This is a genomic window from Burkholderia sp. 28_3 (genome assembly GCF_003253915.1).
Taxonomy (GTDB): Bacteria; Pseudomonadota; Gammaproteobacteria; order Burkholderiales; family Burkholderiaceae; genus Burkholderia; species Burkholderia cenocepacia.
Map to the genome: position 1 here is coordinate 39,504 of NZ_QKZF01000009.1, position 25,777 is coordinate 65,280.

At 67.1% G+C, this 25,777-nt stretch carries 24 protein-coding genes and 1 tRNA gene; 7 read left to right on the top strand and 18 right to left on the bottom strand.

The window, feature by feature from the left end; genetic code table 11:
• Positions 1-134: 134 nt before the first annotated feature.
• The 5 genes from DFS13_RS19980 to DFS13_RS20000 form a co-directional block, all read right to left on the bottom strand.
• The gene (locus DFS13_RS19980; protein WP_006483739.1) at positions 135-1,097 is read right to left on the bottom strand and encodes a ribose-phosphate pyrophosphokinase; all 963 of its coding nucleotides are present in this window, start codon (positions 1,095-1,097) and stop codon (positions 135-137) included.
• A 44-nt stretch (positions 1,098-1,141) separates the two neighbouring features.
• Positions 1,142-1,218 (bottom strand) — tRNA-Gln (locus tag DFS13_RS19985).
• Between the two features lie 55 nt (positions 1,219-1,273).
• Entirely contained in the window at positions 1,274-2,155 is an 882-nt protein-coding gene (gene ispE / locus DFS13_RS19990) for a 4-(cytidine 5'-diphospho)-2-C-methyl-D-erythritol kinase (RefSeq protein ID WP_006483733.1), read from the bottom strand.
• Positions 2,156-2,182: 27 nt separating this feature from the next.
• The gene (gene lolB, locus DFS13_RS19995; protein WP_020979425.1) at positions 2,183-2,803 is read right to left on the bottom strand and encodes a lipoprotein insertase outer membrane protein LolB; all 621 of its coding nucleotides are present in this window, start codon (positions 2,801-2,803) and stop codon (positions 2,183-2,185) included.
• On the bottom strand, positions 2,803-4,626 hold the full coding sequence (locus DFS13_RS20000; protein ID WP_006483151.1) for a tetratricopeptide repeat protein: 1,824 nt from the start codon (positions 4,624-4,626) through the stop codon (positions 2,803-2,805). The genes lolB and DFS13_RS20000 overlap by 1 nt, the downstream gene beginning before the upstream one ends.
• A 247-nt stretch (positions 4,627-4,873) precedes the next feature.
• Here DFS13_RS20000 and mutM point away from each other — a divergent pair, with 247 nt between their 5' ends.
• Both mutM and mutY read left to right on the top strand, forming a co-directional pair.
• The gene (gene mutM, locus DFS13_RS20005) at positions 4,874-5,701 is read left to right on the top strand and encodes a bifunctional DNA-formamidopyrimidine glycosylase/DNA-(apurinic or apyrimidinic site) lyase (RefSeq protein ID WP_006483152.1); all 828 of its coding nucleotides are present in this window, start codon (positions 4,874-4,876) and stop codon (positions 5,699-5,701) included.
• Between the two features lie 24 nt (positions 5,702-5,725).
• Positions 5,726-6,832 (top strand): A/G-specific adenine glycosylase, encoded by a 1,107-nt coding sequence (mutY, locus tag DFS13_RS20010; RefSeq protein ID WP_006499013.1) that lies wholly within the window; start codon positions 5,726-5,728, stop codon positions 6,830-6,832.
• Between the two features lie 117 nt (positions 6,833-6,949).
• On the opposite strand, the gene DFS13_RS20015 is transcribed toward mutY, so the two are convergent.
• The 11 genes from DFS13_RS20015 to kdsD all read right to left on the bottom strand — a co-directional run bounded on the left by DFS13_RS20015 (position 6,950) and on the right by kdsD (position 16,193).
• Positions 6,950-7,585, bottom strand: coding sequence for an LON peptidase substrate-binding domain-containing protein (locus DFS13_RS20015; protein ID WP_006483137.1), 636 nt, complete (start codon positions 7,583-7,585; stop codon positions 6,950-6,952).
• A gap of 26 nt (positions 7,586-7,611) precedes the next feature.
• Positions 7,612-8,520: an RNase adapter RapZ gene (rapZ, locus tag DFS13_RS20020; protein WP_006483144.1), complete on the bottom strand. Its 909-nt coding sequence runs from the start codon at positions 8,518-8,520 to the stop codon at positions 7,612-7,614.
• Positions 8,521-8,594: 74 nt separating this feature from the next.
• Positions 8,595-9,563 (bottom strand): HPr(Ser) kinase/phosphatase, encoded by a 969-nt coding sequence (gene hprK, locus DFS13_RS20025; RefSeq protein ID WP_006483133.1) that lies wholly within the window; start codon positions 9,561-9,563, stop codon positions 8,595-8,597.
• 129 nt (positions 9,564-9,692) lie between these two features.
• A complete protein-coding gene (locus DFS13_RS20030) occupies positions 9,693-10,205 on the bottom strand; it encodes a PTS sugar transporter subunit IIA (RefSeq protein ID WP_034195643.1) in 513 nt (170 codons plus the stop codon).
• A 195-nt stretch (positions 10,206-10,400) separates the two neighbouring features.
• Positions 10,401-10,760: a ribosome hibernation-promoting factor, HPF/YfiA family gene (gene hpf / locus DFS13_RS20035; RefSeq protein WP_006477786.1), complete on the bottom strand. Its 360-nt coding sequence runs from the start codon at positions 10,758-10,760 to the stop codon at positions 10,401-10,403.
• 158 nt (positions 10,761-10,918) lie between these two features.
• A complete protein-coding gene (locus tag DFS13_RS20040) occupies positions 10,919-12,424 on the bottom strand; it encodes an RNA polymerase factor sigma-54 (protein ID WP_006483132.1) in 1,506 nt (501 codons plus the stop codon).
• 172 nt (positions 12,425-12,596) lie between these two features.
• Positions 12,597-13,373: an LPS export ABC transporter ATP-binding protein gene (gene lptB / locus DFS13_RS20045; protein ID WP_006483143.1), complete on the bottom strand. Its 777-nt coding sequence runs from the start codon at positions 13,371-13,373 to the stop codon at positions 12,597-12,599.
• Entirely contained in the window at positions 13,370-14,035 is a 666-nt protein-coding gene (gene lptA, locus DFS13_RS20050; RefSeq protein WP_006483139.1) for a lipopolysaccharide transport periplasmic protein LptA, read from the bottom strand. Before lptA ends, lptB begins: the two co-directional genes overlap by 4 nt.
• A gap of 20 nt (positions 14,036-14,055) precedes the next feature.
• A complete protein-coding gene (gene lptC / locus DFS13_RS20055) occupies positions 14,056-14,670 on the bottom strand; it encodes an LPS export ABC transporter periplasmic protein LptC (RefSeq protein ID WP_006483145.1) in 615 nt (204 codons plus the stop codon).
• Positions 14,671-14,673: 3 nt separating this feature from the next.
• Complete coding sequence (locus tag DFS13_RS20060) at positions 14,674-15,210, bottom strand: HAD family hydrolase (RefSeq protein ID WP_006483148.1); 537 nt, start codon at positions 15,208-15,210, stop codon at positions 14,674-14,676.
• Positions 15,210-16,193 carry an arabinose 5-phosphate isomerase KdsD gene (gene kdsD, locus DFS13_RS20065; RefSeq protein WP_006483136.1) on the bottom strand — a complete coding sequence of 328 codons (984 nt, stop codon included), beginning with the start codon at positions 16,191-16,193 and terminating at the stop codon, positions 15,210-15,212. Before kdsD ends, DFS13_RS20060 begins: the two co-directional genes overlap by 1 nt.
• A gap of 125 nt (positions 16,194-16,318) precedes the next feature.
• Here kdsD and DFS13_RS20070 point away from each other — a divergent pair, with 125 nt between their 5' ends.
• From DFS13_RS20070 to purU, 5 genes are all read left to right on the top strand, one after another.
• The gene (locus DFS13_RS20070; protein WP_006491635.1) at positions 16,319-18,325 is read left to right on the top strand and encodes a monovalent cation:proton antiporter family protein; all 2,007 of its coding nucleotides are present in this window, start codon (positions 16,319-16,321) and stop codon (positions 18,323-18,325) included.
• Between the two features lie 77 nt (positions 18,326-18,402).
• On the top strand, positions 18,403-18,969 hold the full coding sequence (locus DFS13_RS20075) for an adenine phosphoribosyltransferase (RefSeq protein ID WP_034178636.1): 567 nt from the start codon (positions 18,403-18,405) through the stop codon (positions 18,967-18,969).
• 75 nt (positions 18,970-19,044) lie between these two features.
• A complete protein-coding gene (locus DFS13_RS20080) occupies positions 19,045-19,659 on the top strand; it encodes a LysE family translocator (protein ID WP_111442078.1) in 615 nt (204 codons plus the stop codon).
• 5 nt (positions 19,660-19,664) lie between these two features.
• Positions 19,665-20,531, top strand: coding sequence for an NUDIX hydrolase family protein (locus tag DFS13_RS20085; protein WP_111442079.1), 867 nt, complete (start codon positions 19,665-19,667; stop codon positions 20,529-20,531).
• Between the two features lie 73 nt (positions 20,532-20,604).
• The gene (gene purU / locus DFS13_RS20090; protein WP_006483149.1) at positions 20,605-21,489 is read left to right on the top strand and encodes a formyltetrahydrofolate deformylase; all 885 of its coding nucleotides are present in this window, start codon (positions 20,605-20,607) and stop codon (positions 21,487-21,489) included.
• A gap of 93 nt (positions 21,490-21,582) precedes the next feature.
• Here the strand turns inward: purU and DFS13_RS20095 are convergent, their stop codons facing one another.
• Positions 21,583-22,665: an AI-2E family transporter gene (locus DFS13_RS20095; RefSeq protein WP_006483146.1), complete on the bottom strand. Its 1,083-nt coding sequence runs from the start codon at positions 22,663-22,665 to the stop codon at positions 21,583-21,585.
• A 220-nt stretch (positions 22,666-22,885) separates the two neighbouring features.
• A complete protein-coding gene (gene uvrA / locus DFS13_RS20100; protein ID WP_006483142.1) occupies positions 22,886-25,771 on the bottom strand; it encodes an excinuclease ABC subunit UvrA in 2,886 nt (961 codons plus the stop codon).
• Positions 25,772-25,777: the final 6 nt, after the last annotated feature.

The window sequence follows — 25,777 nt, forward strand, 5'->3', positions numbered from 1 at the left end:
AGGCAGTAAAACGGGGCCATCAACTGGTGGCCCCCGATGAAACGGCCGGGGTTTCGTCTATCCCGTCCGATTGTGCAAAAAGCGAAGCGTCGCCGCTTCGCTTTCTGCGCATGCTTTGTTCAGTCGATTCGCGATCAGGATTCCGCGAACAGCGACATCACCGAATCGCCGCGGCGAATCCGCGAGAACGTTTCGGCCAGCAGGCTCGCGCTCGTCAGCGAGCGGATCTTCGAGCAGGCCAGCGATTCGGCCGACAGCGGAATCGTATCGGTGACGACCAGCTCGTCGAGTGCCGACGCGGCGATGCGATCGGCGGCGCCGCCGGACAGCACCGGATGCGTCGCGTACGCGAACACCTGCTTCGCACCGCGGTCCTTCAGCACTTGCGCGGCCTTGCACAGCGTGCCGGCCGTATCGACCATGTCGTCCATGATCACGCAGGTGCGGCCTTCGACTTCACCGATGATGTTCATCACTTCGGCGACGTTCGCCTTCGGACGACGCTTGTCGATGATCGCGAGATCGCAGTTGAGCTGCTTCGCGAGTGCACGGGCACGCACGACGCCGCCGACGTCCGGCGACACGACGAGCAGATCCGAGTAGTTCTGCTTGCGCAGGTCGCCCAGCAGGATCGGCGTGGCGTAGATGTTGTCGACCGGGATGTCGAAGAAGCCTTGAATCTGGTCGGCGTGCAGATCCATCGTGATGATCCGCTCGACGCCGGCGATTTCCAGCATGTTCGCGATGACCTTCGCCGAGATCGCGACGCGCGCCGAACGCGGGCGGCGATCCTGACGGGCATAGCCGAAGTAGGGGATGGCAGCAGTGATCCGGCCAGCGGATGCGCGCTTGAGCGCATCGACCATGATCATCAGTTCCATCAGGTTGTCGTTCGTCGGTGCGCACGTGGATTGCAGGACGAAGACGTCCTTGCCGCGCACGTTTTCCTGGATCTCGACCTGGATCTCGCCGTCGGAGAAACGGCTGACCATTGCTTTGCCGAGGGGGATACCAAGGATATTGACGACTTCCTGGGCGAGCGCGGGATTCGCGTTGCCAGTAAAGACCATCAGGCCATCATGGCTGTGGCTGCTCATCGTGCACCTGCTTCAGGCTTGGGCGGGAAATGCGGGAAAATTTTTGGCAGGGGAGGAAGGACTCGAACCCTCGCATGCCGGAATCAAAATCCGGTGCCTTGACCAACTTGGCGACTCCCCTACACTTAACTGATAACTTCACCGAACTCGTGTAGGCCGTTCGGCAAAGTAAAACTTCATGACGCGAAAGTGAAGAGCGGATGCTCGTTCAGACTCTCGGCAACTGCGCCATTCCAACTGGCGGGCAGTTTGGCTTTCGCCGCTTCTGCCTCGTGCTTGCTGTGAAACGCTGCAAACACGCTTGCTCCGGAGCCGGTCATCCTCGCGGGGGTCACATCATACAACCATTTGACCACCTGCGCAACTTCCGCGTACTTCCTTGTTACAACTTCCTGCATATCGTTCCGGCCGAAGCTATCTGGCCATCCCGCATCGCTGGTTTGCTGTGCAAGAAAGTCAGCAATTGTGACGGGCTTCGTATCTCTTGTCAACAACTCATCTGAAAATATTTCAGCGGTCGGGACATGAACGCGTGGCGTCACAACCAAGAACCAGCGAGTCGGCAATTGTACCTCAGCTAATTCTTCTCCGATACCCTCTGCGAACGCATTTTTTCCAAAAATAAAAAACGGCACGTCGGCGCCGAGTTTGACCGCGAGCGATTGAAGTTCGGCGCGCGGTAAATCGAGTTGCCACAGGCGGTTCAGCGCGAGCAGCGTCGTCGCCGCGTCGGAGCTGCCGCCGCCGAGGCCGGCGCCCATCGGCAGGATCTTGTCGATCTCGATGTCGACGCCGTGCGCGGTGCCCGTATGCGTTTTCAGCAGGTTGGCCGCGCGCACGACGAGGTCGCTTTCCTCGGGCACGCCGGGCACGTCGGTGACGCGTGCGACGCGGCCGTCGTCGCGCAGCGTGAAGTGCAGCGTGTCGCCCCAGTTCAGCAGCTGGAATACGCTCTGCAGATCGTGATAGCCGTTCGGACGGCGGCCGGTGATGTGCAGGAACAGGTTGAGTTTCGCGGGCGCCAGGCAGTTGCGCAGCGAGCGGGTCGAATCGGTCATGCGGGTATCGGGGCTAGGCGCGCGTGCTCACTGATCGAGCACGAGCTTGATGTCGAGCGGCGGCGTCGCGCGCACGAGGTTGACGCGTTTGACGCCCGTGGCCGGGGCATCCGCGTAGGCAAGGTAGTCGATCGTCCAGCCGTCCTGACGGATCTGCTTGACGCGCGTGCCGTCGGCCGGGTCGCGCACGGTTTCCGCCGGCGTCGCGGGGGCAACGGTCGGCAGCAGCCAGTAGCGCAGGCCCGCGAGCGGCAGCTCGAAGCCGAGCGTTTTCTGCATCAGGTCGCCGACGTCGGGCGCATATTGGGTCGGACGGTTCGGCAATTCGAGCGACGCCGCGCGCGGCGTCGATTTCACGACCGCGAGCGTCTGGCCGAGCGGGCTGCGCAGCTCGAGCGACACGTCGTCGCCGTGCTCCTGCCAGTCGAAGTTGCCGTACACGTTCTGCGGGTTGCCGAGCCGATCGTCGTACCGCACCGCGAAGCGGCCATGGTACGCATGCGTCGCGGCCGTCTGCAGTGCGGCGCCCGTCGACGTGCCGGCCGGCGGCGGCGTGCTCGCGCAGCCGGCGAGCGCGAGCGCCGCGCCGGCCGCGGCCAGCGTGCGCTGCGTGCGGAAGGACAGGGAAAACATCGGGAACATCCGCATCAGAGGCCGTTGATCTGCAGGCGTTTCAGCGTCTGCACGAGCGTTTCATTGTCGGGCTCGAGCTTCTGCGCGGCGCGCCACGCGTTGCGCGCGTCGTCCTGCGCGCCGCTCTTCCACAGCACTTCGCCGAGATGCGCGCCGATTTCGGCGTTCGGCTGCAATTCGTACGCGCGTTGCAGCACTTTCGTCGCGCCGGCCGTGTCGCCCATCCGGTACTTCACCCAGCCGAGGCTGTCCATGATGTACGCGTCGTTCGGCGCGAGCGCCATCGCCTTGTCGATCAGCTTGCTGGCCTCGGGCAGGCGCTGGTTGCGATCGGCGAGCGAATAGCCGAGCGCGTTGTAGGCCTGCGGGTTGTCGGGCTGCGTGCGGATCAGTTCGCGCAACTGCTTTTCCATCGTCGCGTAGTGGCCGGTCTTTTCGGCCGCCATCGCGTAGTCGTAGCGCAGGTCGGGATCGTCCGGGAAGTCCTGGACGGCCTGCCCGAGCCGCGCCTCCGCTTCCGGATAGCGCTTCGCGGTGAACAGGATCGACGCATCGGTGCGCGCCACCACGGCCGCGTCGCGCGGATCCGTGATCGGCAGGTTGTCGAGCACCTTGCGCGCCTCGTCGGTCTTGCCCTGTTTCTGCAGCAGCTGTGCGCGCGTGATCTGCGCGGGCAGGTAGTGCTGGCTCGTCTGGTCAACCTTGTCGAGCCATTGCGACGCCTGCGCGTCGTTGTTCTGGTCGATCGCGATCTGCGCGAGGTAGATGTAGCCCTGGCCGACGTCGAGGTTCGGCTGCTTGTCGCCGAGCTGCACGTACTGCTTCAGGTAGCCGGTCGCCTCGTCGAGTTTCTTCTGCTGGATCTTGATCAGCGCGAGCGCCATCAGCGGCGTCGGATCCTTCGAGTCGAGCTTGCGCATCGTCTCGAACTGCTTCTGCGCGTCATCGAGGCGGTCGTCGGCGAGATAGAGCTGCGACAGTGCGAGCCGCGCGTCGCGGGACTTCGGATTCTGCTGAACATATTTCTCGAACGACGCGATGCCCGCCGCGCGTTCCGCCGGCCCCATCTGCGACAGCATCAGCGCCGCCGGCAGGTAGTCGGGGCGGATCTGCAGCGCCTGCTTCAGCGACTGCGCGGCGCCGTCCTTGTCGTCGACCGCGAGCTGCTGCCGCGCGATCGCGAGCTGCGCCTCGGGGCGATTCATGTCGTTCTTCAGCATGTCCTTCAGCACCGCGAGGCCGCCGACGCGGTCGGGGCCGCGTACCAGCAGCGCCTGCAGCGCGAGGATCGCCGGACCGCGCGTGTCGCCGGTCGCGCGGGCCAGCTCGCGCGCGAGCATCGGCTGCGCATCGGCCGGCTTGCCGGCGAGCACCAGCAGCGCGGCGTCGACCTGCGATGCCCGGTTCGAATCCGGTGCGTACTGGCGCCACAGATTCGCGGCGGACAGTGCGTCGGCCGGGCTCTGCGCGCCGAGCGCGATTTCGGTCGCGCGCTGCGCCATGCGCGGGTCGCGCGTGTCGCGGGCCAGCGCGAGGTAGGTCTGGTAGGCCGGTGCCGGCTGGTTGCGCTGAAGCGCGACCTCGGCGGCGAGCACCTGATAGACGATCTGGCTCGTCAGCGGCACAGCGGGGAGATTTTTCTGCTCGTCCGGCATCACATGCTCGAACGCACCCTGCGGCTCCGCGTCGTCCGAGGCCGGATCCTGCGCGTGGGCCGGAAAGGCGGTGAGGGTCCAGGCGGCAAACAGCGCGGCACCGAGTGCACGGCGGACCGGGAAGGCGCGCGCGCCGCGCACGGCGGCGGGGCGCTTCTGAAGCAGCTTCGAGGGCAGGGTCATGGAAATCCGTTCGATGTTTCAACCGATTGTAACGCGCTCGCTACAATACACGCACGATCGTGATAGGGTCCGTTTACCTGCGGAACCCACATGCGGATGCCCGAAATCGCCCGCCTCGCGTGCTGCCAGGCCGGGCGATTTCGGGCATTCCCGTGTTTAATTCGGGGTCGTCGCGAGAACGGCCGTTCTCGTGGCGCCGCATGCGCATTCTTTCTGTAAGCAGACCGTAGCCTCAGACCCGCAAAACATGCCAGAGTTGCCAGAAGTCGAAGTCACGCGCCGGGGCATCGAGCCCTTTGTCGCGGGCCGCCGCGTCGAGCGTGTCGACGTCCGTACCGCGATGCTGCGCTGGCCCGTGCCGGCGGGGCTCGCCGAGCAGTTGCGCGCGCGCGAGGTGCTCGCCGTCGAGCGCCGCGGCAAATATCTGCTGTTCGAGGTCGATGCGGGCTGGTTCATCGTCCACCTCGGGATGACGGGCACGCTGCGCGTGCTGCCCGCGGCCGGCGTGCCGGTCGCCGCGAAGCACGACCACATCGACTGGATCTTCGACGAATTCGTGCTGCGGTTCCGCGATCCGCGCCGCTTCGGCGCCGTGCTGTGGCACCCGCGCGAAGCAGGCGACGTGCATGCGCATCCGCTCCTCGCGAGCCTCGGCGTCGAGCCGTTTTCGCCGGCGTTCACCGGCGCGCTGCTGCATGCGCGCACGCGTGGCCGCACGGTGTCGGTCAAGCAGGCGCTGCTCGCGGGCGACATGGTCGTCGGCGTCGGCAACATCTACGCGTCGGAGAGCCTGTTTCGCGCCGGCATCCGGCCGACGACGGCCGCCGGCAAGGTTTCGCTGCCGCGCTACGAGCGGCTGGCCGACGCGGTGCGCGCGACGCTCGCGGACGCGATCGAGCGCGGCGGCAGCACGTTGCGCGATTTCGTCGGCAGCAACGGCGAAAGCGGCTACTTCCAGCTCGACTGTTTCGTCTACGATCGCGCCGGCCAGCCGTGCCGCGTATGCGGCACGCCGATTCGCCAGATCGTGCAGGGCCAGCGGTCGACCTATTACTGCCCGACGTGCCAGCGTTGAAACCCTTTTCCACAATTCGATAACTTGAAGCCGCCCCGCATCGCCCCCGCTCCGTTCCCCGCCACGCCGCTGCACCGCACGTTCGCCACGCGTCTCGTCGCGTGGCAGCGCGCGCACGGCCGCCATGACCTGCCGTGGCAGAACACCCGCGATCCGTACCGGATCTGGCTGTCGGAAATCATGCTGCAGCAGACGCAGGTATCGACCGTCATTCCGTATTACACGCGCTTTCTCGATCGCTACCCGGACGTCGCCGCGCTCGCGGCCGCGCCGAGCGACGACGTGATGGCGCTGTGGGCGGGCCTCGGCTACTACTCGCGCGCGCGCAACCTGCACCGCTGCGCGCAGGTCGTCGTCGCCGAGCATGGCGGTGTGTTTCCGGCGACGCCCGACGCGCTGGCCGAACTGCCGGGCATCGGCCGTTCGACGGCCGCCGCGATCGCGTCGTTTGCGTACGGTGCGCGCGCGACGATCCTCGACGGCAACGTGAAGCGCGTGCTTGCGCGGGTATTCGGCGTCGAGGGCTTTCCGGGCGAGAAGCGTGTCGAGAACGACATGTGGGCGCTCGCCGAATCGCTGCTGCCCGATGCCGCGAACGCGGCCGACGTGAGCGCGTATACGCAGGGGCTGATGGATCTGGGCGCGACGCTGTGCGTGCGCGGCAAGCCCGACTGCGCGCGCTGCCCGTTCGCCGGCGACTGCGTCGCGCAATCGACCGGCCGCCAGCGCGAACTGCCGGCCGCACGGCCGAAGAAGGCCGTGCCGACGCGCAAGACCTGGATGCTCGTGCTGCGCGATGGCGACGCCGTGTTGCTCGAGCGCCGGCCGCCGACCGGCATCTGGGGCGGACTATGGAGCCTGCCGCAAGCGGACGGCGATGCCGCGCTCGCGGATCTTGCGCGCGGTTTCGGTGGCGGTCGCACGGTGCCGCTCGCGCCGCTCACGCATACGTTCACGCATTTCCGGCTCGAGATCGAGCCGCGGCTGAGTGATCTGGCGGACGGCGGCGGCCTGCCGTCGCAGGCGCGGGACGCGGACACCGCCTGGGTGCCGCTGAGCCGGCTCGACGCGTACGGCGTGCCGGCGCCCGTGCGCAAGCTGCTCGATGCGCTGAGCGGGCCGCTGCTGTAACGAACCGGGGAAAGGTGCGGCGCGGGCGGCGTTCGACAGGGCGGCGGGCCACCGCGCGCGAAAAAGGCATTCGGGCGGGCGATGCGCGACGAATCAGCCGCGATAGTCAAGCCGGGCTTACAGCCAGCCGTGCCGGTCGAGCACGTGGTGCACGGCGTCGATGCGCGCACCGACGTCCGGAAACTCCATCAGCTTCTGTCGCGCGCGCAGGTCGAGCGGCAGCAATTCCGCGAGGCGGTTCGATACCCAGCTCGGATCGTCGAGGCGGAACGGTTCGCCGAACGGCATTTTTTCCGGATCGGATTTCTTCAACGCGTCGATGATGCGCTCGAGCACCTCGGCGCACGAACCGAACTGCGCGAGCGCCTGTTCGCCTTCGAGCGGGATGTCGTCGGGCAGCGGCTCCGCGATGCCGACCAGCAGCCCGTTGCCTTCGACGCGATACGACAGCAGCTCGAAACGCTGCGTGCCGATCGCCTGCAGATACAGCATCCCGAATTCGCCGGTATCGCACTCGGTGATGCGCGCCATGCAGCCGATGGTTTCGGGCACCGACACCGCGCCGTCCTGCGCGACTTCGGGCCCGCTCTTGAGCAGGCACACGCCGAACGGGGCGTCGTCGCGCAGGCACGTGCGGGACATGTCGAGATAGCGCGCCTCGAACACCTTGAGCGGGAGCAGGCCTCCGGGAAACAGCACCGTGTGCAGCGGAAACAACGGCAGGTCGATCAGGGTGGTCGATAGGGAGGACATGGCGCGCGGGCGTTGGGCGGGTGTCGCTAGGGTCGGTCGACCTCGGAGACGAGCCGCGACGACGCGTCGACATCCACTGGCGCGTCACGATGCCGCACGATCACGTTCGCCTCGCGCGCCAGGCGCGCGGCGAGCGTTTCCGCGATGAACACCGAGCGATGCTGGCCGCCCGTGCAGCCGATGGCGACGGTCAGGTAGCTGCGGTTGTCATCGCGGAAGTGCGGCAGCCATTTCATCAGGAACGCATGGATGTCGTCGATCATCTGATGGACGATCGGCAGTGCGTCGAGAAAGGCGATGACCGGCTGGTCGAGCCCGGTGAGCGGGCGCAACTGGTGGTCGTAGTACGGATTCGGCAGCGCGCGCACGTCGAACATCAGGTCGGCGTCGAGCGGCACGCCGCGCTTGAAGCCGAACGATTCGAACATCACCATCAGATCGTTGTTCTTCTGCTCGATGAAGCGCTTGACCCAGGTGCGCAGCGCGTTCGCGCGCAGCGTGCTGGTATCGATCTGGTGGCCGAATTCGGCGAGCGGCGCGACGAGTTCGCGCTCGCGCTCGATCGCTTCCTCGAGCGACGACAGCAGGCCGACATCCGCATCGTGCGACAGCGAGCCGGACAGCGGATGGCGGCGGCGCGTTTCGGAGAAGCGCTGGATCAGCGCCTGGGTGCTCGCGTTGAGGAACAGCACGCGCACGTCGTGTTCGCGGGACAGCTCGCGGATCAGGCCGGGCATCTCGTCGAGCGACGCGCTCGAGCGCGCGTCGATCGCGACCGCGAGCCGGCGCTGGCCGTCCTGGGCAAGGTAGCGGGCGAGTTCGGGGAGCACGTGCGGCGGCAGGTTGTCGACGCAGTAATAGCCTGCGTCTTCGAGCGCGTTCAGCGCGACGGACTTGCCTGAGCCGGAGATGCCGGTGATGAGGACGATGCGCATGGGAACGGAGAATCCTGACATTTCATCATAGCACCGGCTCGACGCGTCGGCGTTGCGCGGCCGGCGCGTGCGGGTTACACGAGTTTGCCGGGGAACTGACTGTCGGGATCTTGCATCGCGAGTCGTTGCCGATCCATGAAATCGCGCAACGTGTCGATTCCGCGCAACTGCAGGATCGTGTTCCGGACGGCCGCCTCGACGAGCACCGCGAGGTTGCGGCCGGCCGCGACCTGGATCGTGACCTTGCTGATCGGCAAGCCGAGCACGTCGACGGTCTGGCTTTCGAGCGGCAGGCGCTGGAATTCGCCGTCGGGGCGCCGCACGAGCTGAACGATCAGCTTCAGCTTCATTTTCCGCCGCACGGCGGTTTCGCCGAAGATCGTCTTGATGTCGAGCAGGCCGAGGCCGCGCACTTCGAGCAGGTTTTGCAGCAACGGCGGGCAGCGCCCTTCGACGAAATCGGGGCCAAGACGGACGAAATCGACCGCGTCGTCGGCGACGAGGCCGTGGCCGCGGCTGATCAGCTCGAGGCCGAGCTCGCTCTTGCCGAGGCCCGAATCGCCGGTCAGCAGCACGCCCATCCCGAGGATGTCGAGGAACACGCCGTGCAGCGTCGCGCGCGGCGCGAGGATGCGCGACATGTAGAGCCGCAGGCTGTCGATCACCGCGGCGGCCGACATCGGCGTCGTGAACAGCGGAGTGGACGAGCGCGTGCAGCGCAGCACCAGTTCGGGCGGCGCCGCGGCGCCGCCGGCGACGACGAGGAACGGTGGTTCGAGCGCGATCAGCTCGGCCATGTGGCGCGAACGGTCTTCGTCGGTCTGGCGCTGGTAGTAGTCGATTTCGGCTTCGCCGAGCACCTGGATCCGGTTCGGGTGGATCAGGTTCAGGTGGCCGACGAGGTCGGCGCTCGACGTGGCGTTGCCGACCGTGTCGGCCGAAAAGCCGCGTTCCCAGCCTTCATGCCCCGTCAGCCAGCTCAGTTTCAGCGTGGCTGCGTTGTCGTCGAAGATGCTCTGGGCGTTGATGCTGGACGTATCCATGACTCTCGTCACTCCAATGGGCCGGTGCGGGCGCGCGGCGACGGACGTCGCCATGCCGGGCCGGCGCCGGGCGGCCCTGGACGGCGGCGTGGGCCGCCTCGTACGGGGAAATATTCCGCCCGGAACAACTCAAGGTTGCCACTGAGTGAGCAGGCGATGCAACTCGGCGATATCCGTTTCGTTGTGCAGACGCTCGCGGGCGTCGCGATCGGACAGCAGTTGCGCGATTTCCGACAGGATCTCGAGGTGCTGCTGGGTGGCTTGCTCGGGAACGAGCAGGAAGATCAGGAGGCCGACCGGCTGGCCGTCGGGCGCTTCGAACGGGATCGCATCGGCGAGGCGGACGAACGCGGCGAGCGGGTGCTTGAGGCCCTTGATGCGGCCGTGCGGAATCGCGACACCTTCGCCGAGCCCGGTCGAACCGAGGCGCTCGCGCGCGAACAGGTTGTCCGTGACGGTGCTGCGGGCGATGCCGTTCTGATTCTCGAACATCAGCCCGGCTTGTTCGAAGACGCGTTTCTTGCTGGTGACGGAGAGGTCGATGACGACGTTCTCTATGGGCAGGATTTTGGCTAGGCGATTCATGTTGGCAGGCGATTGGGCGGCCTGGGGTCTCCTTGCGGCGGCGGACTGATTTTCCATGTTCGGCGATATCAAGGCATGTGGCATCGGCAACCTGCAGCGCAGCTACCGCATCCAACGCCCCCCGGCGATAACCGGAACATTATAGAGCACAGCCGCGTGCGTGGCGCAGCACGGACGGACCGGTTGCACCTTCGCGCGGAGTCACAAAAAAAACGCCCGGCGAACCGGGCGGCGTGCGTGTTGCGGTGACGGTTATTGCGGCGGCAGCTCGATCTGGTCGATCGACGGCTGAAGCTTGATCGGGTCGTGCGCGTGCGTTTGCAGGCGCTCCATGTGCTTGACGACCTGGCGATCCAGCTTGTCGATCAGCAGATCGATCGCGGCATACAGGTTGCCGTTCGCGCTTTCGACGAAGATGTCCTTGCCCTTCAGGTGCAGGTTGATTTCCGCGCGCTGCTGCTTGTCCTTTTCCTTGTGGTTGTCGACCGAGAGGATCACAGTGCCATCGATCACCTGATCGCTATGCCGTAGCACCCGGTCCAGCTTGGTGATCACGTATTCGCGAATCGCAGGCGTGACTTCGAGATGATGTCCACTGATCTTCAGGTTCATAGTGCTTCTCCAAGCGAGTGGCCACCCGGCCGCATCGAGGCGGCGCTCCGGTCGACTTGCCCGTGCCGCACGAAGCGGCGTATCGCGGACAGATCGTCCGGCCTGTTCCCCGTGTGCGCGGTGGCCGGGACACGCCTGCCGCCGGGCAGGCAGCAGGCTTAAAGAGACTTGCGCAGATTCACTGCCGGGATCTTGAGGGCTTCGCGATATTTCGCAACCGTGCGGCGCGCGACCACGAAACCCTGTTCTGCCAGCAGCTCGGCAATGCGGCTGTCCGAAAGTGGCGATTTTGGGTCTTCAGCTCCTATCAGTTGCTTGATGAGGGCTCGGATGGCGGTCGACGAGGCGGCGCCACCGGTGTCGGTCGAGACGTGAGATCCGAAGAAGTACTTAAATTCAAGCGTCCCGAACGGGGTCAGCATGTACTTCCCGGTTGTCACACGGCTGACAGTCGACTCGTGTAGGCCCAGCGTATCAGCTATTTCCCGCAAAACCAAGGGGCGCATGGCAATTTCACCGTGCGCAAAGAAATTCTTCTGACGCTCGACAATAGCCTGCGCGACACGCAGGATCGTGTCGAATCGCTGCTGGATATTCTTGATCAGCCAGCGCGCTTCCTGGAGCTGCTGTTTCAGCGATCCGGCCGACGGATCGCCGCGGCTGTTGCGCAGGATGTTCGCGTACAGGTTGTTGATCCGCAGGCGCGGCACGACTTCCGGATTGAGCTCCGCGAGCCAGCCCTGGCCGGCCTTCTTCACGATGATGTCGGGCACGACGTAGTCGGCCTCGGCCTTGCCGTATGCGGCGCCGGGGAACGGCTCCAGCGAGCGGATCAGTGCGTGCGCGTCGCGCAGCGCGTCGTCGCTCGCCTTCAGGTGCTTGCGCAACCGTGTGAAGTCGCGTGCGGCGAGCAGTTCGAGGTGCTGCGACACGATCTCGAGCGCGAGCGTGCGCGTCGGGGACGGATCGAGACGCAGCAGCTGCAGCTTCAGGCATTCGGACGCCGAGCGCGCGCCGACGCCGGCCGGGTCGAAGCTGTGCAGCAGCGCGAGCGCCGCGTTCAGTTCGTCGCAGTCGATTTCCAGTTCGGGCGGCAGGTCGGCGAGCACTTCGTCGAGCGTGGCGGTCAGGTAGCCGTCGTCGTCGAGCGATTCGATCAGGAACATCACGAGCGCGCGATCGCGCGGGCCGGCCTGCGTGACGCGCAACTGCGCGGCGAGGTGGTCGCGCAGCGACGTCGCGGCTTCCTGCACCTGCAGCGGCGGCAGGTCGTCGTCGTCGGACGCGCCGCTCGAGCGGCCGTATTCGTCGAGGTTCCACTGCGGGCCGTCGTTGCCGTCGCCGGACCCGTAGCCGTCGTATTCGTCGGCGCCGGCCGGCTCGTCGCGCTCCGCGCGATCGCTGGACGGGCTGCTGCCGTTGGTCGCGGCGGGCTCGGTGTTCTGTGCGGGCGGCGTCTGCGCGATCAGCGATCCGTCCGCCGCGACGCGCAGCGGGCTCGCGATCCATTCGTCGTCGTTCTCGAGCAGCGGGTTCTGCGCGACGGCCATCGCGACTTCCTGCTGCAGTTCGAGCGTCGACAACTGCAGGAGCCGGATCGACTGCTGCAGCTGAGGCGTCAGCGCAAGATGTTGCGACAGGCGGAGTTGAAGGCTGGCTTTCATGGCAAGGAGGGAGTCATACCGGCAGTTTGCCACGACCCAGGCGCATTGAGCCATCCGCGATTACGCGCGGCGCGCCGCCCGGCCGCGGGCATGCCCGCGGGCGTGGATGCAAAGCGGGGCGCAGCCCCGCGCGGCGATGCCGGGCGGGGTGCAGCCAGCCACGAGGAGGACGTTACATGCGGAAGTGTTCGCCGAGGTACACGCGGCGCACGCTTTCGTTTTCGATGATTTCGCTCGGCGCGCCGGCGGCCAGCACCGAACCGTCGCTGATGATGTACGCGTGGTCGCAGATGCCGAGCGTTTCGCGGACGTTGTGGTCCGTGATCAGCACGCCGATGTTGCGCTGTTTCAGGAACTTGACGATCTTCTGGATCTCGAGCACCGCGATCGGATCGACGCCGGCGAACGGTTCGTCGAGCAGGATGAAGCTCGGGTTGGTCGCGAGCGCGCGCGCGATCTCGACGCGGCGCCGTTCGCCGCCCGACAGCGACAGCGCGGGGTTCTCGCGCAGGTGGCCGATCTGCAGCTCGTCGAGCAGCGCTTCGGTACGCGACGAGATCGCGTCCTTCGACAGCCGCTTGCCGTCCTCGTCGTGCTGCAGCTCGAGCACCGCGCGGATGTTTTCCTCGACGGTCAGCTTGCGGAACACCGACGCTTCCTGCGGCAGGTACGACAGGCCGAGCGACGCGCGCTTGTGGATCGGCAGCAGGCTGATCGAGCTGCCGTTCAGCGTGATTTCGCCCGCGTCCGTCGGCACGAGGCCGACGATCATGTAGAACGACGTGGTCTTGCCGGCGCCGTTCGGGCCGAGCAGGCCGACGACTTCGCCGCTCTTCACGTCGAGCGACACGTCCTTGACGACCGTGCGTGAGCCGTAGCGCTTCTTCAGGTTGCGCACGACGAGCGAGCTCGTCGTGCCGGCCGGCTGGCGGTTCGGAAGCGCGTTCATTGGCCCGGCGCTCCCTGGATCGTGGTCGACGGCGACAGCTTGGCCGGCGCCCCGTTCAGCGGCGCGGGGCCGCCGTTCTTCGGCGACAGCATCGCGCGCACGCGGCCGTTCGGGTTGCCCGGCGCCGCGACGTCCTTGCCGCCCTTCGCGGTGTAGAAGTCGCGCTGGCCGTCGTACGTGATCACGCTGCCGTGCACCGTATCGGCGACCGTCGACGTGCCCTGCAGGCGGCGCACGGTCGCGGCGGTGGTCAGCGTGGTGAGATCCTGCTTGCCGTCGTAGTCGATGCGCTCGGCGTCGCCGTCGATGTATTCGTCGAGGCCTTCGCGCTTCTGGCGGAACGTCGCGTGCTTCTTGCCGCTGCCGAACGACGTCGCGTACTGATAGCCTTCCGGGTCCTGGCGCACTTCGACGCGATCGCCCTTGATGATGATCGTGCCCTTCGTGATCACGACGTTGCCGGTCGCGACCGTGACCTGCTTCAGATCGTCATAGGTCAGGTTGTCGGCCTCGACGTTGATCGGCTTGTTCTGGTCGGCCTTCTCGGCATGGGCGAGCGGCGCCAGCCCGACGAGCGGGAGCGCCACGAGCGTCGCGGCGAGCGCGGCGCGGACGGCGCGCGCAGCGCCGCCGGAAATCTGTCGAGGGAACGGTTCGTTCATGCAGTCACGTGAGGGATGCGTCACCTGGGTTGACCTTTCGAGCCGCCGGACGTGTCCGCCGCGGCGATCGTGCCGCGCACGTTGCCGTAAAGCTCGATGACCCGGGTGACGTTGTTGTACTTCATGCCGTCGGTCGCGTTGACGAGCGACAGGCCGCGCTGAAGTTTAACCGGCTTTTCGGTCTGGATCACATCGTCATTGACGAAGATCCGGAAATGCTGGGAATCGGCCTGCATCTGCGGATCGCCGCCGCCGGCCGCGCGCAGGATGCGCGCATCGTCGTACAAATCGACGATCGACACGTCGCCGTTGACGGTGCCGCGCTTCGCGGTGGTCGTCACGACCGGCTTGCCGGGCTGGAACGCGCGCATGGCCGGATCGGTCAGGTCGCTGCCTTCGGTGTCTTCGTAATGGACCAGCTTCGCGGCCGTCAGCCGGTACTGGGTCGTGCCGGTCTGGTCGAGCTCGGTGACCGAGAAGTTGTCGGCGAAATAGTCGGGCGTATGGCGCTTCGGCTGCACGGCGCCCTCGCCGGGCGGCGGCAGCGTGGCCTGCAGCAGCCACCACGTGACGCCCGCGAGCGCGGCGACCGCGACGAGCGGCAGCATCTGGGTCCAGCGGAAATGCGTGCTCATCGGTCAGGCTCCGCAGGCGGCGGCGAGCAGCGCGTCGTAGCGGCGCTGCGCGCGCAGGATCGCATCGCAGACCTCGCGCACGGCGCCGTGGCCGCCGCGGGCCTCGGCGACCCAGTGCGCGCGGGCGATCACCTCGGGGTGCGCGTTCGCGGGGGCCGTCGCGAAGCCGCAGCGCAGCATCACCGGCAGGTCGGGCCAGTCGTCGCCCATGTAGCCGCAGGCGTCGGCCGTCAGGCCGAGCGACGCGATCAGGTCGGCGAACACGGTGAGCTTGTTCTCGACGCCCTGGAACAGGTGCGCGATCTTCATTTCCTTCGCGCGCGCCGCGACGATGTCCGAGCGGCGGCCCGTGATGATCGCGGTCGCGATGCCGGCTTCGCCGAGCAGCTTCACGCCATGGCCGTCGAGCGAATTGAACGACTTCATCGCGTCGCCGGCCGCGGTAAACAGCAGGCCGCCGTCGGTCAGCACGCCGTCGACGTCGAAAATCATCAGCTTCACGCGGCTCGCGCGTTCGGCCGCAGTCAGCGCTGCGCTCATCAGATCACCTTCTTCGAAAACAGGTCGTGCATGTTCAGCGCGCCGATCAGCGCGCCGTCGGCATCGACGACCAGCATCTGGTTGATCCGGTGGCGCTCCATCAGTTCCACGGCCTCGACGGCCAGGTGATCCGGCGCGATCGTGCGCGGGTCGCGCGTCATGACTTCGGTGATCGGCAGCGTGCGGAAATCGCCGTCGCGGGCGAGCACGCGGCGCAGGTCGCCGTCCGTGAAGATGCCGGCGACCTTGCCGTCGGCGTCGACCACGGCCGTCATGCCGAGGCGCTTCGCGGTGATCTGGAACAGCGCGTCCGACAGCGTCGCGTTCAGCCCGACGGACGGGACGTCGTCGCCCGAGCGCATCACGTCGCGCACGTAGGTGAGCAGGCGCCGGCCGAGCGCGCCGCCCGGATGCGAGCGCGCGAAATCTTCCGAGCCGAAGCCGCGCGCGTCGAGCACGGCGACGGCGAGCGCGTCGCCGAGCGCGAGCGCCGCGGTCGTGCTCGCGGTGGGCGCGAGGTTCAGCGGGCACGCTTCCTTCGACACCGCGGCGTTCAGGTTCACGTCGGCGAGCGTGCCGAGGCTCGACCCCGCGCGGCCCGTGATCGCGATCAGCTTCGCGCCGATCCGCTTCACGAGCGGCAGGATCGCGACGAGTTCTTCCGACTCGCCGGAATAGGAGATGCCGATGAAGACGTCGTCGGAGGTGACCATCCCGAGGTCGCCGTGGCTGGCCTCGGCAGGGTGGACGAAGAAGGCCGGCGTACCGGTGCTGGCCAGCGTGGCTGCGATCTTGCGGGCGATATGCCCCGATTTGCCGATCCCGGAGACCACGACGCGGCCGCGGCAGCCGAGCAGCAGCGCCACGGCCTGGACGAAGCCGCCGTCGAGCTGGTCGCGCAGCGCGCGCACGGCGTCCGCCTCGATGTCGAGCACGTCGCGGGCGAGCGCGAGCGCCCGATCATCATTGATTTTCGCTATCATGCGCGGAGTATAGCAAAGGCGTTTGTTCGCCGCGCCGCGCCTTCGGACTCGTCCGAGGTCGCCTGTCCACCGCCACCACCCGCGCCCGCATTGCCGTGGCCCCGACGAACGAGGACGCTTCGCCTGTGATTTCCCCGCTCGAAATGACCCTGCTGCTGCTGCTGGCCTCGGTGGTGGGCGTCGTCGTATTCCGCTCGTTGAACCTGCCGCCGATGCTCGGCTATCTGACCGTCGGCATCCTGGTCGGCCCGCACGCCTTCGGCGTCGCGGCGGATCTCGAACGGGCCGAGCACCTCGCGGAATTCGGCGTGGTGTTCCTGATGTTTTCGATCGGCCTCGAATTCTCGCTCGCGAAGCTGAGGGCGATGCAGCGGCTCGTGTTCGGACTCGGCCTCTTGCAGGTCGTCGCGACCCTCGTGCTCGCGCTCGTGCTCGGCGCGCTGTTCGAGCGCTGGGTGCACATCACGTGGCAGGGCAGTATCGCGCTCGGCGGCGCGCTCGCGATGTCGTCGACGGCGATCGTGTCGAAGATGCTCGCCGAGCGGCTCGAGATCGAGACCGAGCACGGCCGCAACATCTTCGGCGTGCTGCTGTTCCAGGATCTCGCGGTGGTGCCGCTGTTGATCGTGATCGCCGCGTTCGGCGCCGAGTCGTCGAAGGATCTCGCGCTCACGCTCGGCTTCGCGGCGGTCAAGATCGTGATCGCGCTCGCGCTGCTGCTCGTGATCGGCCAGCGCTTCATGACGCGCTGGCTCAACGTCGTCGCGCGGCGCCGCTCGCAGGAGCTGTTCGTGCTGAACCTGCTGCTCGTCACGCTCGGCGCCGCGTTCATCACCGACCGCTTCGGGCTGTCGCTCGCGCTCGGCGCGTTCATCGCCGGGATGCTCATTTCCGAGACGCCGTTCCGCCATCAGGTGGAGGAGGACATCAAGCCGTTCCGCGACGTGCTGCTCGGCCTGTTCTTCGTGACGACGGGGATGCTGCTCGATCCGCGCGTGATCTGGGAGCATCCGCTGATCGTGCTCGGCTTCTTCGTCGGGCAGATCCTGTTCAAGGCGACGATGATCGCCGGGCTCGCGCGGCTGTTCGGCGCGACGCCGGGCGTCGCGATGCGCACGGGCATCGGCCTCGCGCAGGCCGGCGAATTCGGCTTCGTGCTGCTGAACCTGATCCTCGACCGGCATCTCGTCGATTCGACGCTGCTGCAGGCGATCCTCGCGTCGATGCTGCTGTCGATGCTCGCCGCGCCGTTCCTGATCCAGAACGCCGACCGCATCGTGATGCGGCTGTCGTCGACCGAATGGATGCAGCAGTCGCTGCAGATGACGCGGATCGCGACGCAAAGCCTGAAGCAGCGCGGCCACGTGATCATCTGCGGCTACGGCCGCGCGGGCCAGAACCTCGCGCGCATGCTCGAACAGGAAGGCATTTCGTACGTCGCGCTCGACCTCGACCCCGATCGCGTGAGCGCGGCGGCGACCGCCGGCGAATCGGTGGTGTTCGGCGACGCGGCGCGCCGCGAGTCGCTGCTCGCGGCCGGTATCCACCGGGCGGCGGCCGTCGCGATCACCTACGCGAACACGCCGTCCGCGCTGCGCGTGCTGCACCACGTGCACGAGCTCGAACCGACGCTGCCCGCGATCGTGCGTACCGTGGACGATGCCGACCTGGAGAAACTGCTCGCGGCCGGCGCGACCGAGGTGATTCCGGAGATCGTCGAGGGCAGCCTGATGCTGGCGTCGCATACGCTGGTGCTGGTCGGCGTGCCGATGCGCAAGGTCGTGCGGCGCGTCGAGGAGATGCGCGACGAGCGTTACAGCCTGCTGCGCGGCTATTTCCGCGGCGCCGACGACGCGGACGACGACGATCACGAGCAGGTGCGGCTACAATCGGTGCCGGTCGATGCGCGCGCGGACGCGGTCGGGCGTTCGCTGGAAGAACTCGGGCTGTACGCGCTCGGGCTGGAAGTCACGGCGATCCGCCGGCACGGCATCCGCGGCGTCGAACCCGATCCGCAGACCAAGCTGCGCGCGAGCGACATCGTGGTGCTGCGCGGGCTGCCCGAGGCGCTCGCGCTCGCGGAGGAGCGGTTGTCGCGCCATCGGCGCGACCCGCCGGCCGCGGCCGCGTGAGCCACGACTCACAACCTGACCCGTATTGATCAGAAACGGTGCCCGATCTTCGCGCACCGTTTTTTTCGGAGAGTTTCATGCCGCATTCGTCGTCGGGCGCACCGCTCGATCCGGTCGCCTTCATCCATAGCCAGATCCGCACGGTGCCGGACTGGCCGCAGCCGGGCGTGCAGTTCCGCGACATCACGACGCTGCTGCAGAGCCCGAAGGCGCTGCGCATCCTCGTCGACCTGTTCGTCGAACGCTATGTCGACGCGAAGCTCGACTACGTCGCGGGCCTCGACGCGCGCGGCTTCATCATCGCGCCGATCGTCGCGTACGAGCTGAGCGTCGGCTTCGTGCCGATCCGCAAGGTCGGCAAGCTGCCGTACAAGACCCGTTCGGAATCGTACGACCTCGAATACGGCAGCGCGACGGTCGAGATCCACGAAGATGCGTGCCGCCCCGGCGACCGCGTGATCATCATGGACGACCTGATCGCGACCGGCGGCACGATGATGGCGGGGCGCAACCTGCTGCAGCGGCTCGGCGCGGTGGTCGTCGAGGGCGCGGCGATCATCGACCTGCCCGATCTCGGCGGCTCGGCGCTGCTGCGCAACGCCGGACTGCCGGTCTACACCGTTACCGAATTCTCCGGCCACTGAACGCCGGTCCCCCGGGGCGGGCCGCCCCGGCTTGCGTTGATTCACGCCTGGTTCACATTCCGCAGCGAGGTCACGATGCCCAACTTCATGCTGTTTCTCGCCACGTCGATCGCGATCACGTTCGCGCCGGGTCCCGACAACCTGCAGGTGCTCGCCCGCGGCATCTCGCAGGGTCGCGCGGCCGGCTTCGTCGCCGCGCTCGGCTTCACGGCGGGGATCCTGTTCCACACGACGCTCGCGGCGCTCGGCGTCGCGGCCGTGCTGCGTTCGTCGCCGGTCGCGTTCCAGATCCTGAAGCTCGCGGGCGCCGCGTACCTCGTGTGGATCGGCATCAGGGCGCTGCGCAGCCAGGGCCTCGCGAACGCGCATGCGCGGCCGCCGCAGCCGCTCGGCACGATCTTCCGGCAGAGCGTGATCGGCAACCTGATGAACCCGAAGGTCACGCTGTTCTTCGTCGTGTTCCTGCCGCAGTTCGTCGATCCGCACGGCGCGCAGAGCGTGACGCTGCAGATGTTCGAGCTCGGCGCGCTGTTCATGCTGCAGACGGCCGCGGTCTTCTCGCTGTTCGGCGTCGGCGCGGGCATGATCGGCACGTGGCTGAAGCGCCGCCCGAAGGCCGGCGTGTGGCTCGACCGGATCGCCGGTGCGACGTTCATCGCGATCGGCATTCGCGTCGCGCTGAAGGATTGATGACGATGACGTTTCCGTGCATCGCGGCCGCGCGCCGCTTCGATCCGGCCGCGCACCTGCGTTTCGAGATCGCCGGCCAGGCGGTCGGCTGGGTGCGCCGCCAGGACGTCGCGAAGCTCGCGCGCTGGCCCGACGTGTTCGAGCTGACCGGCGAGCGCGTCGTGCTGTCGGCGCGCTACGATTCGGTCGACGCGCGCAGCATGGCGCTGGCCAGCGCGATCGGCGCGCTCGCCGCCGAAGGCGCGATTCCCGGCTGGCGCGACGAGATCTACGCGATCCGCAACCGCTTCGACGATCCGCCGCTCGCGTACATCGAGCGCGCCGCGTCGCGCTTCTTCGGCACGCAGACCTATGCGGTGCACGTGAACGGCATCGTAGAATACGCGGTTACGCCGGGCGAGCCGCCCGCCGCGGCCGCGCCGAAGATGTGGCTCGGCCGCCGCAGCGCGACCAAGGCCACCGACCCCGGCATGCTCGACAACGTCGTCGCGGGCGGGATCGGCTGGGGGCTGGGCGTTCACGAGACGCTCGCGAAGGAATGCTGGGAAGAAGCCGGCATTCCGGCCGACCTGGCGGCGCGCGCGATCGCGGGCCGCACGGTGCAGGTGCTGAATTCGCTGCCGGAAGGCACGCAATCCGAACTGATCTTCGTGTACGACCTGCCGCTGCCGCACGACTTCGCGCCACGCAACCAGGACGGCGAAGTGGCCGAGCACCTGCTGGCCGGCGTGCCCGAGGTGATCGGCTGGTTGCGCGAAGGCCGCGCGACGATGGATGCGAGCCTCGCGACGCTCGATACGCTGCTGCGCCACCGCTGGATTGCGGCGGCCGACGCGGCCGGCATCGACGTGCTGTTCGTCCCGGCGGCGTGACGCGCGCCGAGCGCGCAGCCGCGCGGCGCGAACGGGCAATTTGACGAATACGGAAACAATGGGAGTAGCGGTCATGCCGACCGATCACAGCTTTATCTTGAAACTGTCGTGCCCCGACCGGCACGGCATCGTCCATGCGGTCTCGGGCTTCCTGTTCGAGCGCAGCAACAACATCCTCGATTCCGCGCAGTTCGGCGACAGCCGCACCAGCGAGTTCTTCATGCGCGTGCACTTCGAGCAGGACGGCGGCGGCGTGGATGCCGCGTCGGCGCTCGACACGCTTCGCAAGGAATTCGCGCCGCTCGCCGAACAGTTCTCGATGCGCTGGGAGCTGCACGATGCGGCCGTGAAGCCGCGCGTCGTGATCATGGTGTCGAAGATCGGCCACTGCCTGAACGACCTGCTGTTCCGCTATCGCACGGGCCAGCTGCCGATCGAGATTCCGGCGATCGTGTCGAACCACAAGGAGTTCTACCAGCTCGCGGCGAGCTACAACATTCCGTTCCATCACTTCCCGCTGATCGGCGGTTCGTCCGATGCCGCGAAGGCCGCGCAGGAAGCGCGCGTGCTGGAAGTGATCGACGAGCACCAGGCCGATCTCGTCGTGCTCGCGCGCTACATGCAGATCCTGTCGCCGAATATGTGCGAGCAGCTCGCCGGGCGCGCGATCAACATCCACCATTCGTTCCTGCCGAGCTTCAAGGGCGCGAAGCCGTACTACCAGGCGTTCGACCGCGGCGTGAAGCTGATCGGCGCGACCGCGCACTACGTGACGACCGATCTCGACGAAGGCCCGATCATCGAGCAGGAAGTCGAACGTGTCGATCACAGCATGACGCCCGACCAGCTGACCGCGATCGGCCGCGACGTCGAGTGCGTGACGCTCGCGCGGGCGGTGAAGTGGCACGTCGAGCACCGGATCGTGCTGAACGGGACGAAGACGGTCGTGTTCCGCTGATCCGTCGGCCGCGAACGGCCGGCTCCACAAGCAAAAACGCCGCGCCCTTTACGGGGCGCGGCGTTTTTGCTTTCCGCTGGCTGGCGGGCGGTTTCAGATCAGCCGCAGCAGGTACAGCTCGCGTTTCAGGTACGCATAGAAGATCGGCGCGGCGATCACGCCCGGCAGCCCGAACGCGGCTTCCATGATCAGCATCGCGAGCAGCAGCTCCCACGCGCGCGACTCGATCTGACCGCCGATGATCTTCGCGTTCAGGAAGTATTCGAGCTTGTGGATGACCACGAGGAACGCGAGCGACGCGATCGCGGTGCCCATGCTGACCGACAGCGACACCGCGACGATCAGCGTGTTCGAGATCAGGTTGCCGATCACCGGCAGCAGGCCGACGATGAACGTGACGAGCACGAGCGTTTTCGACAGCGGCAGCCGCTGGTGGAAGATCGGCAGCGCGACGAGCAGATAGATGCCGGTGAATGCCGCGTTGATCGCCGAGATCTTGATCTGCGCGAACACGATGCGGCGGAACGCGTCGGAGAAGCGCGACACGCGCATGACGAGCGCGGTCGACAGCGGCCGGCGCACCTTGCCCTGCTCGACGCCGATCGCGATCATCGCGCCGATGATCATCCCGAACAGCACGTGGCCGAAGCCGCGCGCGACGCTCTTGCCGCTTTGCTGGAGCTGGTCCATGTGCGAGTGCATCAGCACGGCCGCCTTCGTCTTCATCTGTTCGACGTCGACGGGCAGCAGATTGGCGATCCACGCCGGCGTGCGTGCGCGGGTCTGCTCGACGATCTGCATCAGCTGGTCGAGCAGGCTCTGCAGGTTCGGCACCGTGTGCTCGAAATGCTCGATGATGCCGATCGTCAGGCCGGTGAGCGCGCCGACGATCGCGATCGACAACAGCACGACGGCGACCCAGCGCGCGCGCATGCTGGTGGTGTGACGTTCGATCACGGGTGCGATCGTGTGGATCAGCTGGTAGACGAGCAGGCCGGCGAGCATCCCGCCGAGCAGCCGGAGCTCGAGGACGAGCCACATCATGACGAGCGCGAAGAGATAGCTGCCGATCTCGAGTGCCGACAGCTTCGGCAGGCTCAAGTCGCTCGTCAGCCGCACGCTGCGCAGGTGCGGCTCGCGGTTCTGCGTGTCGCGCGACTCTTGTTGCTTCTCCATCGTGGATTCCTGTCGTCCGTGTGTCGTGCCGCGCAGCGCGCGGCAGCGTGCGGGCCGCCCGGCGCCGCACCGGATTGGTGCGGATGGCGAACCTTACGACCGTAAAGTATAGCTGCCATTATGGTCCGCAAACGGGCCGTTTGGCGCGTGGTGTAAACGCAGAAGGGAAAACGAGGAGGCGCGCGGCCGGACGGCCGCGCGCGGGCAGGGTGGAGCGGCGTCAGCCGGCCGCGACTTTGCGGGTCGGACGCTTGAGCAGCGGCGCGAGGTACTTGCCGGTGAAGCTCGCCTTCGTCTTCGCGACCTGCTCGGGCGTGCCTTGCGCGATGATCTGGCCGCCGCCGGCGCCGCCCTCGGGGCCGAGGTCGATCACCCAGTCGGCCGTCTTGATCACGTCGAGGTTGTGCTCGATGATCACGACCGTGTTGCCCTGGTCGCGCAGCCGGTGGATCACTTCCAGCAGCAGCGCGATGTCGTGGAAGTGCAGGCCGGTGGTCGGCTCGTCGAGGATGTACAGCGTGCGGCCGGTGTCGCGCTTGGACAGCTCCAGCGACAGCTTCACGCGCTGCGCCTCGCCGCCCGACAGCGTCGTGGCCGACTGGCCGAGGCGGATGTAGCCGAGGCCGACGTCGAGCAGCGTCTTCAGCTTGCGTGCGATGACCGGCACCGCGCTGAAGAACTCGTACGCGTGCTCGACCGTCATGTCGAGCACTTCGCTGATGTTCTTGCCCTTGTACTGCACTTCGAGCGTTTCGCGGTTGTAGCGCTTGCCGTGGCACACGTCGCACGGCACGTAGACGTCCGGCAAAAAGTGCATCTCGACCTTCAGCACGCCGTCGCCCTGGCACGATTCGCAGCGGCCGCCCTTCACGTTGAACGAGAAGCGGCCCGGATCGTAGCCGCGCTCCTTCGACGTCGGGACGCCCGAGAACAGCTCGCGGATCGGCGTGAACAGGCCCGTGTACGTGGCCGGGTTCGAGCGCGGCGTGCGGCCGATCGGCGACTGGTCGACGTTGATCACCTTGTCGAAGTGCTCGAGGCCCTCGATCGCCTCGTGCGGCGCCGGCTCGGCGGCCGAGCCGTACAGGTGGCGCGCGACCGCGTGATACAGCGTGTCGTTGATCAGCGTCGACTTGCCGGAGCCCGACACGCCGGTGATGCAGGTCAGGAGGCCGACCGGCAGTTCCAGATCGACGTGCTTCAGGTTGTTGCCGTGCGCGTCGACGATGCGCAGCATCCGCTCCGGATCGGGCGCGAGCCGCTCGTCCGGGTACTCGATCACGCGCTTGCCGAGCAGGTACTGGCCGGTCAGCGACTGCGGATTCGACTGCACCTGCTTCGGCGTGCCTTCGGCGACCACGACGCCGCCGTGCTCGCCCGCGCCGGGGCCCATGTCGACCACGTAGTCGGCCGTGCGGATCATGTCCTCGTCGTGCTCGACGACGATCACCGAGTTGCCGAGGTCGCGCAGGTGCTTGAGCGTCGCGATCAGGCGGTCGTTGTCGCGCTGGTGCAGGCCGATCGACGGCTCGTCGAGCACGTACATCACGCCCGTGAGCCCCGAGCCGATCTGCGACGCGAGCCGGATGCGCTGCGCCTCGCCGCCCGACAAGGTCTCGGCGCTGCGCTCGAGCGACAGGTAGTCGAGGCCGACGTTGTTCAGGAACGTCAGGCGCGCGACGATTTCCTTGATCACCTTGTCGGCGATCTCGCGCTTCGCGCCGTCGAGCGTCAGCCCGTCGAAGTAGCCGAGCGCGTCGCGCAGCGGCCAGCCGCTGATTTCATAGATGCCGCGCGCGTAGTCGCCGGTGCCGATCCGCACGTGGCGCGCCTCGCGGCGCAGGCGCGTGCCGTCGCACGACGGGCACGGCTGGTTGTTCTGGTACTTCGACAGCTCTTCGCGCACCGCGACCGAATCGGTCTCGCGGTAACGGCGCTCGAGGTTCGGGATGATCCCTTCGAACACGTGCTCGCGGATCGTCGTGCGGCCGCGCTCGTTGATGTACGAGAACGGGATCGTCTGCTTGCCCGAGCCGAACAGCAGCACCTTGCGGATCTTTTCGGGGAGATCCTCGAATGCGGCGTCGATGTCGAACTCGTAGAACGCCGCGAGGCTCTGCAGCATCTGGAAGTAGAACTGGTTGCGGCGGTCCCAGCCCTTCACCGCGCCCGCGGCCAGCGACAGCGACGGGTGCGCGACGACCCGCTTCGGGTCGAAGAACGTGATCTGGCCGAGGCCGTCGCATTCCGGGCACGCGCCCATCGGGTTGTTGAACGAGAACAGGCGCGGCTCGAGCTCCTGCAGCGAGTACGAGCAGATCGGGCACGCGAACTTCGAGCTGAACAGGTGCTCGTGATCGGTATCCATCTCGAGCGCGATCGCGCGGCCGTCGGCCAGGCGCAGCGCGGTTTCGAACGATTCGGCGAGCCGCTGCTTCATGTCCGGGCGCACTTTCAGGCGATCGACGACGACGTCGATCGTGTGCTTGTCGTTCTTCTTCAGCTTCGGCAGCGACTCGACCTCGTAGATCTTCGCGACGCCTTCGTTCGCGGCGCCGCCGCCCGAGCGTACGCGAAAGCGCACGAAGCCCTGCGCCTGCATGTCCTCGAACAGCTCGGCGTGCTCGCCCTTGCGGTTCGCGACGACGGGCGCGAGGATCATCAGCTTGGTTTCCTCGGGCAGCGCGAGCGCCGCGTCGACCATCTGCGACACGCTCTGCGCCTCGAGCGGGATGTCGTGGTCGGGGCAGTACGGCGTGCCGACACGTGCGTACAAAAGTCGCAGGTAGTCGTGGATTTCCGTGACCGTGCCGACGGTCGAACGCGGGTTGTGGGACGTGGCCTTCTGCTCGATCGAGATCGCCGGCGACAGCCCCTCGATCAGGTCGACGTCGGGCTTCTCCATCAACTGCAGGAACTGGCGGGCGTACGCGGACAGGCTTTCCACGTAGCGGCGCTGGCCTTCGGCATAAAGGGTGTCGAACGCGAGCGACGACTTGCCCGACCCGGACAACCCGGTAATCACGACCAGCTTGTGGCGCGGCAGGTCGAGATTGACGTTTTTCAGGTTGTGGGTGCGTGCCCCACGGATACGGATCTGTTCCATGAACCT